Annotated in this window: 11 protein-coding genes, 1 pseudogene and 2 riboswitches; of the genes and pseudogenes, 4 read left to right on the top strand and 8 right to left on the bottom strand. The window is 70.3% G+C overall.

Going from position 1 to position 13270, the window contains the following annotated elements; genetic code table 11:
- Positions 1-48 precede the first annotated feature (48 nt).
- Complete coding sequence (locus ACFQ7F_RS41640) at positions 49-1026, bottom strand: 2-hydroxyacid dehydrogenase (protein WP_383283279.1); 978 nt, start codon at positions 1024-1026, stop codon at positions 49-51.
- Positions 1023-2195 (bottom strand): lactate 2-monooxygenase, encoded by a 1173-nt coding sequence (locus ACFQ7F_RS41635; RefSeq protein ID WP_383283277.1) that lies wholly within the window; start codon positions 2193-2195, stop codon positions 1023-1025. The genes ACFQ7F_RS41640 and ACFQ7F_RS41635 overlap by 4 nt, the downstream gene beginning before the upstream one ends.
- A 350-nt stretch (positions 2196-2545) precedes the next feature.
- Here ACFQ7F_RS41635 and ACFQ7F_RS41630 point away from each other — a divergent pair, with 350 nt between their 5' ends.
- Positions 2546-3220, top strand: coding sequence for a hypothetical protein (locus ACFQ7F_RS41630; RefSeq protein ID WP_383283274.1), 675 nt, complete (start codon positions 2546-2548; stop codon positions 3218-3220).
- 46 nt (positions 3221-3266) lie between these two features.
- On the opposite strand, the gene ACFQ7F_RS41625 is transcribed toward ACFQ7F_RS41630, so the two are convergent.
- The 4 genes from ACFQ7F_RS41625 to ACFQ7F_RS41610 all read right to left on the bottom strand — a co-directional run bounded on the left by ACFQ7F_RS41625 (position 3267) and on the right by ACFQ7F_RS41610 (position 7292).
- Positions 3267-4394 carry an LLM class flavin-dependent oxidoreductase gene (locus ACFQ7F_RS41625; RefSeq protein WP_383283271.1) on the bottom strand — a complete coding sequence of 376 codons (1128 nt, stop codon included), beginning with the start codon at positions 4392-4394 and terminating at the stop codon, positions 3267-3269.
- A gap of 15 nt (positions 4395-4409) precedes the next feature.
- Positions 4410-5843, bottom strand: a complete 1434-nt coding sequence (locus ACFQ7F_RS41620) for an NtaA/DmoA family FMN-dependent monooxygenase (RefSeq protein ID WP_383283268.1) — start codon at positions 5841-5843, stop codon at positions 4410-4412.
- Between the two features lie 17 nt (positions 5844-5860).
- Positions 5861-7099 (bottom strand): LLM class flavin-dependent oxidoreductase, encoded by a 1239-nt coding sequence (locus ACFQ7F_RS41615; RefSeq protein WP_383283265.1) that lies wholly within the window; start codon positions 7097-7099, stop codon positions 5861-5863.
- A gap of 103 nt (positions 7100-7202) precedes the next feature.
- Entirely contained in the window at positions 7203-7292 is a 90-nt protein-coding gene (locus ACFQ7F_RS41610) for a putative leader peptide (protein ID WP_344519751.1), read from the bottom strand.
- Positions 7293-7402: 110 nt separating this feature from the next.
- Positions 7403-7516, bottom strand: a riboswitch (SAM riboswitch).
- 203 nt (positions 7517-7719) lie between these two features.
- Positions 7720-7864, top strand: a riboswitch (SAM riboswitch).
- 324 nt (positions 7865-8188) lie between these two features.
- On the opposite strand from ACFQ7F_RS41610, the gene ACFQ7F_RS41605 reads away from it, so the two are divergent.
- Together ACFQ7F_RS41605 and ACFQ7F_RS41600 are read left to right on the top strand one after the other, a co-directional pair.
- Positions 8189-9016: a glutathione S-transferase C-terminal domain-containing protein gene (locus ACFQ7F_RS41605; protein ID WP_383283262.1), complete on the top strand. Its 828-nt coding sequence runs from the start codon at positions 8189-8191 to the stop codon at positions 9014-9016.
- A gap of 23 nt (positions 9017-9039) precedes the next feature.
- The gene (locus ACFQ7F_RS41600; RefSeq protein ID WP_383283260.1) at positions 9040-9561 is read left to right on the top strand and encodes a DinB family protein; all 522 of its coding nucleotides are present in this window, start codon (positions 9040-9042) and stop codon (positions 9559-9561) included.
- Positions 9562-9617: 56 nt separating this feature from the next.
- Here the strand turns inward: ACFQ7F_RS41600 and ACFQ7F_RS41595 are convergent, their stop codons facing one another.
- A complete protein-coding gene (locus tag ACFQ7F_RS41595) occupies positions 9618-11570 on the bottom strand; it encodes a M13 family metallopeptidase (RefSeq protein WP_383283257.1) in 1953 nt (650 codons plus the stop codon).
- Between the two features lie 61 nt (positions 11571-11631).
- Positions 11632-11871, bottom strand: a pseudogene (locus ACFQ7F_RS41590) (excinuclease ABC subunit UvrA); the annotation flags it as partial.
- 218 nt (positions 11872-12089) lie between these two features.
- Between ACFQ7F_RS41590 and ACFQ7F_RS41585 the strand changes: the two are divergent.
- Positions 12090-13235, top strand: a complete 1146-nt coding sequence (locus ACFQ7F_RS41585) for a S1 family peptidase (protein WP_383283254.1) — start codon at positions 12090-12092, stop codon at positions 13233-13235.
- The last annotated feature ends 35 nt before the right edge of the window (positions 13236-13270 follow it).

Here is a 13270-nt window from a genome sequence, read left to right as displayed (position 1 = left end):
CCCCCCTCGGGCGCTGCCACGACCCGTGAACCCGTGACCGACAGGGCGTCAGGAGACGACGTCGCTGAGCGGCTTGCCCTCCAGGTGTCCTGCGACGTTCTGGATCGCCGCGAGGCCGATGCGCACGAGCGTCTCGCGGGTGACGCCCGCGACATGCGGGGAGAGCACCACGTTCGGCGCCTTCAGCAGGCGCAGGGCGGCGGTGGGCGGCTCGGGGTCGAAGACGTCGATGCCCGCCCCGGCCAGCGTGCCCGCCGTCAGCGCGTCGGCGAGTGCGTCCTGGTCGATGAGCGCGCCCCGCGAGGTGTTGATGACGAAGGCCGTCGGCTTCAGGAGGGCGAGGCGTTCGGCGTCCAGGAGGTGGCGGGTGTCCTGTGTGAGCGGGGCGTGCAGGGAGATGTAGTCGGACGTGCGGAGCAGTTCGTCGAGTTCGACATGGCGTGCGCCGCCGAGCCGTGACTCCTTCTCGGCTCCCGCCCGCCTCGGCGCCGCGTAGACGATGCTCATGTCGAACACGACCGCGCGGCGGGCGACCTCCTCGCCGATGTGGCCGAGTCCGACGATGCCGAGCGTCTTGCCGGAGAGCTCGGTGATGGACTGCTGGAGGCGGGGCAGCGCCCAGTCGGCCACGGTGAGGGCGGTGTGCGCGGGGATCAGTTGCTTGGCGAGGGCGAGCATGAGGGCGAAGGTCTGCTCGGCGACGTTCTGCTTCTCGGCGCCGCTCGAGCCGATCGAGCAGACCTGGATGCCGCGTGCGCGGGCCGCGTCCACGGCGACGTAGTCGAAGCCGTGGCTCGCGCACTGGACGACTTCGAGGTCCGGCGCCGCGGCGATGTGCTCGGCGGTGACGGGCGCGAGGCCGGTGACGATGACGTGCGCGGCGCGCAGGGCGGCGGGATCCTCGTCGGCGGACTCGACGACGGTGACGTGCGCCGACGCGGGAAGCAGCCCTGCGAGGGCGCCTCCCGCAGCACGGCCGCCCACGTGGGGCGAGACGATGGCGAGGACGTTCTTCACGGCGGTCATGCGGTCTCCTCGATCAGGTCGTCGGGGGTGAGGGTGGCGGGCCCCGCGTGTCCGGACAGGGCAAGGGTGAGGTCGAGTTCGGCGAGCAGACAGCGGATCACGTGGTCGACGCCCGCCTGGCCGTCGAGGCCGAGCCCGTAGGCGTACGGCCGTCCCACGAGCACGGCCCTGGCGCCGAGTGCGAGCGCCTTGAAGATGTCGTCGCCGGTGCGGATGCCGCTGTCGAACAGGACGCTGAGCCGGTCGCCGACCGCCTCCACGACGCGAGGCAGGGCGTCGGCAGCCGCGACGGAGCCCGCGACCTGGCGGCCGCCGTGGTTGGAGACCACCACCCCGTCCATGCCGGCGTCGGCGGCGCGGCGCGCGTCGTCCGGGTGCAGGATGCCCTTGAGCACGATCGGACCGTCCCAGTTCTCGCGCAGGAACGCCAGGTCCGGCCAGGTCTTCGCGGGATCGGCGAACATGCCGACGAAGTGCATCACGGCCGCGTTCGGGTCCTCGTGCACCGGCTTGGCCAGGCCCGCCTGGAACGCGGGGTCACTGAAGTAGTTGGCGGTGCCCACGCCGTGCAGGAAGGGCAGATACGCCTGGTCGAGGTCGCGCGGGCGCCAGGCCAGGAGCGGGGTGTCGAGCGTGACGACAAGAGCCGTGAAGCCCGAGGCCTTCGCACGGTCAAGGAAGCTCTTGGTGACGTCGCGGTCCTTGGCCCAGTACAGCTGGAACCAGCGCTGTGCGTCCCCCATCTCCTTGGCGACCTGCTCCATGGGCGTGCTCGAGGCCGAGGAAAGGATGTACGGGACGCCGCGGGCCGCTGCCGCGCGGGCCGCGGCGGACTCGCCGTCCGGATGCATGATCGACAGGACGCCGACGGGCGCGAGGGCGAGCGGCGCGGGCAGCCGGTGGCCTAGCACCTCCACCGACAGATCGCGTTCGTGTACGTCGCGCAGCATGCGCGGAACGATGCGACGCCGCTCCAGTGCCGCACGGTTGGCGCGGGCGGTGCTGCCGTTTCCCGCGCTTCCCGCGACGTAGCCGACGGGGCCGGGACCGAGCCGCTGCTCGGTCAGCTCCTCGAGGCGGGTCAGGTCGGTGGGCAGGCGGGGTACGGCTCCAGTCATGCCGTTGAGATAGATCTCGTACTGGAAGTCCGCCCAGTTCGGCGTCGTCATGTGGTGGGTCCCGTCCGGTATTCGTCAAGACTGCGCTGTCTACCCGACGATCCTTGCCACAGTGACAAGCCCCGTCCATGGTCGTACGCACCCTTTTCCGATGGGACTATCACCTCGCTGCCGCCTGTGTCACGTACGGGACATCACTCGCGCGACTTAACGGGTAGGGCGCCGTCCGGTCCCGCGCGCGGTCGCTCCTGCCCCGGCGTGCGGTCGCGGGACAACGCCCCCGCTCGCGAAGCGAGTTCACCTATCCGGACCGACCGCCTCCGCCCCTGTTGTGACGCTCTCGCGGATCACGCGAACCTCGTGGCATCGGCAGGCGCCCGCATGGCGCCGAGAGGAGACACATGCCCAGGTCGTTCAGCGGTGAGGAATTCCTTCAAGCACTCGCATCGGACACGGTCCGCGAGAAACCCGTGATCGTCGGGATGGTCAAGAAGTCCGAAGAGGCCACGGAGAGCGTCCAGTTCGCCCCCGGCACTACATGCAAGGACTGGACGACGATCCCAGTCAGCCTCATCGATCAGGTGGAGCTCCTGCGGCAGGTTCCCTGCGACGAACACTCGCACAGCCTCGTCCAGCTCACGCTCAAGGAGTCCGACTCTCCGGAGCACACCGTCCTGGCCACGCTGCTGTCCCACTACGCGCGCGCCGGCGCCGCTCCGGCTCCTTCGCCGTGCGGGACATCGGCGCACACCCAGCCCCCGCCGCAGGGCCCTCAGGCTCAGTCCCAGGCCCGGTCCCACGGCCCGGCGCCTCAAGGTCCAGGAGCCAGAGGTCCGGCGACGGCTCCCCTCACCTGGGGCGTCGCCCCGCAGGGCACACCGCCCCAGGCCACGCCCCGGGCCCAGGCCGAGTGCGTGGACGGCAGCTCGGCCTGTGTGAGCGACGGGTACGGGGGCTACACGTGCCTGGCGTGCTGCCACGGCTACTGGAACGACATCGGCCCCTGCCTCTACGGCAAGTGGTTCGGCTGCAACGGCACGAACTACAACGCGTACAACTGCTGGCCCATCGCCTGACCTCGCCCCTCCGCCGGGCGCGCGCGACGCCCGGCGGACGGACACGTCACCTGCGCCGCCACTCCTCGGCGAGCAGTTCGTAGGAGCGCACCCGGTCGGCGTGGCCGTGGGTGATGGTGGTGATGAGCAACTCGTCGGCGCCGGTGGCTTCTTGGAGCTGCTCCAGGAGATCCGCCACACGTTCGGGGGAACCGGTGAACTGCGTCTCGGTACGGTCCTGGACCAGTGCCCGGTCCGCGTCGGTCCAGTTGTGCCGGCGCGCTTCTTCCGGCGTGGGGTACTGGATGGCGCCCTCGGCCGTGCGGATGCTGCGGACCCAAGGGCCGTACCCCGCGGCGAGTTCGCGGGCGGTCTCGTCGTCCTCGGCGACGACGACGTCCGCCGAGACGCTGACATAGGGCTTGTCGAGTACGTCGGAGGGCTTGAACGCGGCGCGGTAGCCGTCCGCGGCCTCGAGAACCGTGCCCGGGCTCACGTGGTAGTTCGCGGCGAAGGGCAGGCCGCCCCGACCGGCGACGTCCGCGCTCTGGCCGCCGCTGCTGCCCAGGATCCACACCTGGATGTCGGCGCCCTCACCGGGGACCACATGCGCTTCGATGCCGTCATCGGAGCGGTACGTTCCCGCGAGCAGGGCCAGGATGTCGTCGACCTGCTCCCCGTAGTCCTGCGACTCGGCGTGCGGCTGCTGGAGCAGCCTCCGCTGGAGGGCGACACGGGGTGAGCCGAGCAGGTGCTCGTAGGAGAAGCGTGCCGGGATCCGCAGCCCGTTGGGGGCACGGCCGTCGACGACGGGGGTCGCGGTCGGCGGCGCGGCGGCGGGTGTTCCGGGCGGCTTGCCGCCCGAGCGGCCGAGCCCCAGGTCGAGGCGCCCGGGATGCAGCGCGTCGATCAGACCGAACTCCTCGACCGTGGAGAGAGCGGTGCGGTGCCCGAGTTGCACGGCCCCTGCCCCGAGCCGGATCGTCGAGGTCGCGGCGGCGGTCAGGGCGAGGACTACCGCGGGCGATGTGCCTGCCACGCCCGGGTTGAGGTGATGCTCGGCGAACCAGTAGCGGGCGTACCCGAATCGCTCGGTCTGCCGGGCCAGGTCGATGGAGTTGCGCAGCGCCGCGTCCGCGGTGGAGCCGGACGAGATCGGGACCAGGTCGAGGACGCCGAGAGGGATGGCTGACATGTGTGGTGATCCTCCTCAGTGCTCGGCCGACGCGGGCACGGGTGTGGGTACGGGGGTGGGCAGGGAGAGAGGCACCCCGGCGTCTGTGTCGGCGTCGGGATGAGCCAGGCCGAGGTGGTCGCGCAGGGTGGTGCCCTCGTACTCCGTGCGGAAGACGCCGCGTTCCTGGAGCAGCGGGACCACGGTGTCGGCGAAGGCGTCGAGGCCGCCGGGGGTGATGTGCGGGACGAGGATGAAGCCGTCGCTCGCGTCGGCCTGGACGAAGGAGTTGATCGTCTCGGCGACGGTGGCCGGGGAGCCGACGAAGGACTGACGGCTGCCGGTCTCGATGACGAGGTCACGGATGGACCACTTGTTCGCGGCGGCGAGCTCGCGCCACTCCCGCGCGGTGGCCAGCGGGTCGCGGTACATCCGCACCTGGGCGCGACCGCGGGCGATGGTGTGCTCGCCGACATCCGGATCGATCTCGGGCAGCGGGCCCTCCGGGTCGTACGCGGAGAGATCGCGGTTCCAGACGAACTCCAGGTGCTTGATCGCGGTGGCGCCGCTGACCTGCTTGCGTCGCACCTCCCGGGAGAGCTCCTCCGCCTCGGCGTCCGTGTCCCCGAGGACGAAGGTCGCAGCGGGCAGGATGAGGAGCTGGTCGTGGGTGCGGCCGTGGCGGGCCAGGCGGCCCTTGACGTCCGTGTAGAACGCCTGCCCTTCCTTGAGCGTGCTGTACCGGCTGAAGATCGCGTCCGCGCCCGCGGCAGCGAACTCACGTCCCTCCTCCGAGTCGCCGGCCTGGAAGATGACCGGCCGGCCCTGCGGACTGCGCGGAACGTTGAACTGCCCCTGGATGTCGAAGTGTTGCCCCTGATGGACGAAGGCGCCCGCCTGGGCGTCGCTCAGGAACGTGCCGGTGCCTTGGTCGGCGACGATCTCGTCCCCGCGCCAGGAGTCGAAGAGCTCGCCCGCAGTGCTGAGGAATTCCTTCGCCCTTGAGTACCGCTCCTCCTGCGGGAGGAACCCGCCGCGGCGGAAGTTCTCACCCGTGAAGGCGTCCCAGGAGGTGACGACGTTCCAGGCGGCGCGCCCGCCCGAGAGATGGTCGAGGCTGGCGAACTGGCGGGCCACTTCGTAAGGCTCGTTGAAGGTGGAGTTGATGGTGCCGGTCAGGCCGAGGTGTTCGGTGACGGCGGCGAGCGCGGTGAGCACGGTGAAGGTGTCGGGGCGTCCGACGACGTCCAAGTCGTAGATCTCCCCGCCCTGTTCGCGCAGCCGCAGCCCCTCGGCGAGGAACAGGAAGTCGAATTTCGCGCGCTCGGCGGTCCGTGCGAAGTGCGCGAAGGAGCTGAACTCGATATGACTCCCGGCCTCGGGGTCGCTCCATACGGTCGTGTTGTTGACGCCGGGGAAGTGCGCCGCGAGGTGAATCTGCTTGAGCGGCTTGTCCGGTGACTTGCTCATGTCGGGTTCCTTCCGGCTCAGGCGGAGGCGGCGTAGCGGCTGGCGGGGCGGGCGAGGCCGAGGTGGCCGCGCAGGGTGTCGGCTTCGTACGCGTGCCTGAAGGCGCCGCGGCGCTGGAGTTCGGGCACCAGGCCCCGGGTGATCGCCGGGAGGTCGTGGCCGACGACGGCGGGGCGCAGCCGGAACCCGGTGAGCCCGGCCTCCCGCAACTCAAGGAGCAGGTCGGCGAGTTGGGCGGGCGTGCCGGTGAACACCCGCGCGTCACTGGTGTACGGGTGACCCGCGAGGGCGTCCAGACGCTCCCGGCGGGCCGCGGCGGCGGCCGGGTCGTCGTCGAGGAACACGACCAGGTCGCCGAAGAGGTGCAGGGGCTCATCGCTTCGCCCGGCCGCGTCCTGTTCGCCGCGGACCGCGGCGACGACGGCGCGTGCGTGCCCGGCGTCGCGCGGGGTGACGTATCCGATGTCGGCGGAGCGGCCGAGGAGCCGGAACGGGGCCTCGGTCGGGCCCTCGTGGGCGAGTGCGCTGACGAGGGGCCTGCCCTGCGGCGGCCGGGGCGTGATCGAGGGGCCCTTGACGCTGAAGTGCTTGCCCTCGAAGTCGATGTAGTGCAGCTTGTCGCGGTCGATGAAGCGGCCGGTGGCGACGTCCCGGATCTCCGCGTCGTCCTCCCAGCTGTCCCAGAGCCTGCGCACGGCTTCGACGTAGTCGGCCACCTCGTCGAAGAGGTCGACGGTCAGCTCCCGTACGTCCGCTCTGCCCAGGTCCTCGACGCTCTCGAAGGCGGGAAGCGTACGGCGCCCGAAGTGCGCGGCCTCATTACGGCGCGCCGACACCTGTACGCGTACGCCCGCGCGGCCCGCGCTGACGTAGTCGAGTGTGGCGATCGCCTTGGAAATGTGGAAGGGCTCCGTGTGCGTGGCCACCACCGTCGGCACCAGGCCGATGTGGCTGGTCAGCGGGGCGACACGGGCGGCGATGAGAACGGCGTCGAGCCGCCCTCGTACCTGATCCGTGCGTCCGTCGGGCTCGGTGAAGTGCGTGGACTGGAGCCCGAGCCCGTCCTCGATCGTCACGAAGTCGAGCAGGCCGCGTTCTGCTTCGGTGACCAGGTCGGCCCAGTACCGGGCAGTGAGCAACTCCCCTGGACGGGCCACCGGTTCGCGCCAGGCGGCCGGGTGCCAGCCCGCGCCGTCGAGCGCGACAGCGAGGTGCAGCGCGGCGGCGGGAGCGGAGGAATGCGAAGAATGGGGCAACGAAGGTGATGACGACACGAAAGGTGTGCCTTCCTGATCGACCGTACGACCGTGCGAGAACACCGGCCCCTCGGCTCCGAGGGTGCGGCGGCGGGGTAACGGGTCAGGAACGACAGAGCGCGCCGGCGACACGCTGCAGATCGATGTGCGGCCGGGAGTACAGATGCACCTGGCGGCTCGGCGCGATCACCATGACGCGTGGAACGGACGCGAACGGCACCGGCGACAGGGGCGGCACAGCTGACACAGGTGGCACGTCCGTCACCTCCACCTTTCCGGCCCGGCGGGCCTGGGGCCTCGCCGGTCTCGCGCTTGCGGGACCCTGGACGGGCACCGCCTGGTCCTCACCTGGAGCACCCCGCCGCGTAGGAGGGTTGCCGGTCAGCAAGCCAGGGCTTGACGCTGACACTCGTAACCTGCTCGGGACGTTACGTGAGGTCGTAGCGGTGCGCAATGCCCGTGGATCATGGGCGTTCTCACATCGCCGACCGTGCCTCGTCGTCCGTCTCCGTCAGCCTCAACCACCGGGCCGCTCCTTCTGTTCCGGGTCCGGGCCTTCTTCTGTTCCGGGTGCGGCCTTCTTGACGGAGCCGGGCACCCGGACTCAGACTTCCGGGGACGGTCACGATTGTCAGCGCCCGCCCGGCAGGGTTCCTGCCCGAGCGGGTCATCGGCCCCGGCCCGCTGACGGGCAACCCTTCCTCCGCGACGGGGTGCCCCGGGTGACGACCGGGTCCCGCCGTGGCGGCGGGGCAAGCGCGGCCCCGGATACAACGGGCCTCGACGGCAGGGCTGGTGGACATGTCCAGGGCGGTCGGTGAGAGGAACAGCATCCCGCGGCCTCTCCTGTCCGCGCCCCGGCCCCGCCCTCGCGTCCTGACCAGACGCCTGCACATCGACCTGCTGCGCGTGTGCAGCGCCTCGGTTCCAGCTGTCTGACGTCCGCACAGCGTCCACGCACCAGTGACGCCTCCGGGACAAGAAGCCTCATCACTGCGGCCCTCTGCGGCCACGGATCCCCCTCTCCCCCCGCTGTGCCACCGGCCCGCGCGCGCCGCCGGTCGGTGCCCTTCCCCTCCCTGGAGAGCCATGCCCGAGATCACGTCGCACCGTTCCCGCACTGTTTCCCGCCCGGCTTCCCCCGCGGATTCATGCTCCCCGCGCGACACCGGCCCAAGCGGTGTCCGCCCACGCGATGCCGGACCACGCGGCACCTGTCCCACGCCGATCCGCAGCCGCATCGGCGACGACCTCGCAGGCGGCTTCTACCCGGCACCCCACCGCTACCACCTGTATCTCTCGGCGGAATGTCCGGACTCCTTGCGCGTCTCGATCACCCTCGACCTGCTCGGTCTCAGGGACTCGGTCACCACCACCCTCCTGGCGCCGCACGCCACCGCGGCGCTCGACTCCCTGCACCGCTATTACGAGGCCACCGAGCACCACTTCGAAGGGCCGCTGACCGTTCCGGCCCTGTGCGACCGGTGGAGCGGGCACGTCGTCAGCAACCACACGCCCGACATCCTGCGCGACCTGGCCTGCCGCCTTGCCGCACACGGCAGTGGCCCGCTGCCCGTCCTGCGCCGACCGGCCCTGGCAGCACGGATCGACACCTGGCACGAGCTGCTCGCCGGGCCGCTCGCCCCCGCGACGCTGGACCGGCTCGACTGCCGTCTTGCCTCCCACTCCTACCTCGTGGGCGACGAACTCACCGCGGCGGACGTGGACTTGTGGGCGACGCTCGTCCACCTCACCCCGGACGCGGCCGAGGCGACCCGGTCCCGTCCCCACGTGCGCGCCTATGTGCGCCGCCTGCACGACCACCCGGCCTTCCACGCCAATCGCCCTCGGTCCGGCGGGACGGAACGGTGGTCGGACACGACCGCCGACGATCCGAAATCTCTTTCCCAGGCCTAGGGCCCCTGTGCCAGGGTCAGCCCGTGAACGATTCCCGACGCGAACTGCTGCGCCGGCAGTTCGACCTGACGTGGTCCCTCTTCGAGTACCACCTGGAGCGCCTCGAGCCCGAGGACTTCCTGTGGGAGCCCGCGCCGCTCTGCTGGACGGTGCGGCCCGACGGTGACGGAGGGTGGGTGGCGGACTTCGCGGAGACCGAGCCGGATCCCGTCCCGATTCCCACCATCGGCTGGATCAGCTGGCACATCGGCTGGTGGTGGGGCGTCACGATCGATCACGCGCGGGGACGGGTGCCGCGGGAGCGGACCGGGATCACCTGGCCGGGCAGCGGCAAGGCGGCCGTCGACTGGCTACGTGACCTGCGCACGGAGTGGCTGTCGGTGCTCGACCGGCTCGACGACACGGATCTGGACGCCACTGCCCCGTTCCCCTGGCAGAACGACCCCGAACACACCGTTGCCCACATGCTCGCCTGGGTGAACTCCGAGCTGATGAAGAACGCCACGGAGATCGGCCAGCTCCGCATGCTGCGCGCGGCGCGGTAGAAACGGCGGCGGGTCAGGCACGGCCGCAGCACGGGTGCCGCGGCCGTGTCTGGAGATCACCAGATCCTGACGCGCTCCGCGCGGTCCAGCCAGAGCCCGTCGCCCTCTGCCGTCGCGAAGGCCTCGTGGAACTCTTCGAGGTTGCGGACGATGTTGGCCCGGAACTCGGGCGGCGAGTGCGGGTCGATGGTGAGGTACTGCTGCTCCTGCTCCTTGCGGCGCTTGGTACGCCAGCAGTAGGCCCAGTTCATGAAGAGCCGCTGGGAGCCGGTCAGGCCATCCTTCTCGGGCATCGCCGCGCCGTCGAGCGCGATGCGGTAAGCCGTGTGCCCGATGGTCAGGCCGCCCAGGTCGCCGATGTTCTCGCCCACCGTCAGCGAGCCGTTGACGGACTCGTCGGGGAGGTTGCGCGGCGAGAAGGCGTCGTACTGCTTCACCAGCGCCTTCGACTTGGCCTCGAACGCGGTCTTGTCGGCCGCGGTCCACCAGTCGTTGAGGTTGCCCGCGCCGTCGTACTGCGCGCCCTGGTCGTCGAACCCGTGGCCGATCTCGTGGCCGATGACCGAGCCGATGCCGCCGTAGTTCTCGGCCGGGTCGGCGTCGGGCGAGAAGAACGGCTTCTGCAGGATGCCCGCGGGGAAGCAGATCTCGTTCGTGCCCGGGTTGTAGTACGCGTTGACCGTCTGCGGCAGCATGAACCACTCGTCGCGGTCGACCGGCGCGCCGATCTTGGCGAGCTGCCGGTCGGACTCGAAGGCGTCCGCCGCGTGCGCGTTGCCGAGCAGGTCGTCGCCGGAGACCTCGAGGTCCGAGTAGTCGCGGAAGGTGTCCGGGTAGCCGATCTTGGGACGGAACGTGGCGAGCTTCTCGTACGCGCGCTCCTTCGTCTCGTCCGTCATCCAGTCGAGGCGGGCGATCGACTGGCGGTAGGCCTCCAGGAGGTTGCCCACGAGGTCGTCCATGATCGCCTTGGAGCTCGGCGGGAAGTGCCGCGCCACGTACTCCTTGCCGACGGCCTCGCCGATGGAGCCCTCGACGAAGGCGACCGCCCGCTTCCACCGGGCGCGCAGCTCCGGGGTGCCGTTGAGGGTGCGGCCGTAGAACTCGAAGTTCTTCTCCACGAACGCGTCGGTGAGGTAGGGCGCGCAGGAGCGAAGCACCCGGACCAGTGCCCAGTCACGCCACTGCTCGATCGGCACCTCGGCGAGGGCCGTCGACAGGTGGGCGAGGTAGGACGGCTGGCGGACGCACGTCTCGGCGATGGTGGCGTCCGAGCCGCCGAGCCCCTCGACATAGCCGCGCCAGTCGAACTCCGGCGCCAGGGCGGTCAGTTCGTCCAGGGTGGTGAGGTTGTAGGTCTTCTGTACGTCACGCGTCTCGGCCCGCTCCCAGTGCCCTGCGGCGAGACGGGTCTCAAGCGCGAGAACCGTCTTCGCGGCATCTGCGGGCGAGGCGTGCTGCCCGAGCGTGAGCAGGTCGGTGAGGTAGGTGACGTACTTCTCGCGGATCTCGGCGAACTTCTCGTCGCGGTAGTACGACTCGTCGGGCAGGCCGAGTCCGCCCTGGAGGACGTTGAAGAGGTAGCGGTCGGAGTTGCGGTCGTCCGAGTCGATGTAGGAGCCGAACAGACCGGATCCTCCGATCCGCTCGAAGCGGCCGAGGAACGCCGCGAGCTCCCGGTTGTCCCGCAGCCCCGCGACGGCGTCGATCAAGGGCTGTGCGGGGGCGAGCCCGCGGGCGGCGATCGCCTCCTCGTCCATGAACGAGGCGTACAGCGTGGCGATCTTGCGCGCGTCATCCGATCCTGCGCCGTCCGACGCCAGCTCCTGGATGATCACCTTCACTTGTTCCTCGGCCGTGTCGACCAACTGCACAAAGGGGCCCCAGCTGGAGCGATCGTCGGGGATCGCCTCGGTCTCCAGCCAGTGACCGTTGACGTGGCCGAACAGGTCGTCCTGCGGCCGGATCTCAGGGTTCATGCCCGCGCGGGCGTCATCCAGCATGCTCATTCACGCACCCTACGCGGACACCGCGCCCGAGCACGATCGGCTTGTCACCGCCGACCCCGGCGTCGGGGCGGCCCTGGCTCGGCATGAACGACTGGATGAAAGCGGTGCACGTCTCGTTGATGAGGCGCTGCGACTCGGCGGCGATGGTGCCGAGGACGAGCGAGGACTTCCCGGAGCCCGAGGCTCCGGTGAAGACGGTGAGCCGCCGCTTGGGGATGTCGAGCGAGACGTCGCGCAAGTTGTTCTCGCGAGCGCCTCGCACCTGAATCACGTCGTGGGCGTCGGCGGGGGTGACCGCCACTGACCGCTCCTTGGCCTGAACCGGGCGGAAGGAAAAGCGTACACCGTACCCAGTATTCACCCGGCATGAATTCCTGACGTCAATTGCCTCCCGAGAGGCGTCAGTTGGTATGGACATGACTGCCGGGCCGCTCTTATGCTCCGCCTGAACTCATCGTGAGAGCGCTCTCATCACCCTGTTCCTCCCCACCCCGATGGAACGACAGAAAGGGCACTGCCATGAGACGCAGAACCGGAGTGCGCATCGCCTTCTCCTCCTTGCTCCTGGTCGGCACCTGGGCAAGCGCCTCGCTCACCTCCACCGCGGGCGCCGCCCCCGCACCCACCGCTCCCCCGGCCTCCGCGGGCATGCTCACCGCCCTGCAGAACGACCTCGGGCTCACCGCGAGCCAGGCGCGCGACCGCCTCGCCTCCGAGAAGAGCGCGATACGCGTCGACCGCGCGGCACAGCGGACCGCCGGATCGACGTACGCCGGATCCTGGTACGACGCGGACACCGGAAAGCTGACCGTCGCCACCACCAGCGCGGGCAAGACGGAGGCCCTGCGTGAGGCCGGCGCCACCGTCCGCGTGGTCCGCCACAGCGCGAAGGAACTGGACGCCGCCAAAGCCCGGATCGACGCACTGTCCGCGCCCAAGGGCGTCAGCAGCTGGCACGTGGCGCCGCGCAGCAACAAGATCGTGGTGAACGTCGTCGCAGCTCAGAAGAACGACAACGATGTCCAACGCTTCGTCGACCGGGCCCGGCAGGCGGGCCCGGTGCAGGTCGAGACGGTCGGCAAGGCACCGAGCACCTTCGCCGCGGGGACCGTGGGCGGCGACCCGTACTACACCGGCAACGTCCGCTGTTCCATCGGCTTCTCGGTGCACGGAGGGTTCGTCACCGCGGGCCACTGCGGGCAGACGGGAGCCGCGGTGCGCGGCTGGGACAATTCGAACATCGGCAACTTCCAGGGCTCTTCGTTCCCCGACAACGACTACGCGTACGTCAGCGTGGGCAACGGCTGGTGGACCGTCCCGGTGGTCCTCGGCTGGGGCACCGTCTCCGACCAGTTGGTCCGCGGCTCGTCCGAGGCACCGATCGGCGCCTCGATCTGCCGCTCCGGCTCCACCACGCACTGGCACTGCGGCAAGGTGCTCGCCAAGAACGAGACCGTGAACTACAGCCAGGGCGCCGTCCACCAGATGACCAAGACCAGCGTGTGCGCCGAAGGAGGCGACTCCGGCGGCTCGTTCATCAGCGGTGACCAGGCCCAGGGCGTGACCTCCGGCGGCTGGGGCAACTGCAGCAGCGGCGGTGAGACCTGGTACCAGCCGATCAACGAGATCCTGAACCGTTACGGTCTCACCCTGCACACCGCCTGACGGCGAGACAGCGGCGTACGCGCCGGGCCCGCGGG

This window comes from Streptomyces sp. NPDC056486 (assembly GCF_042795295.1).
GTDB lineage: Bacteria > Actinomycetota > Actinomycetes > Streptomycetales > Streptomycetaceae > Streptomyces.
This window is presented reverse-complemented; position numbering and strand designations above follow the sequence as displayed.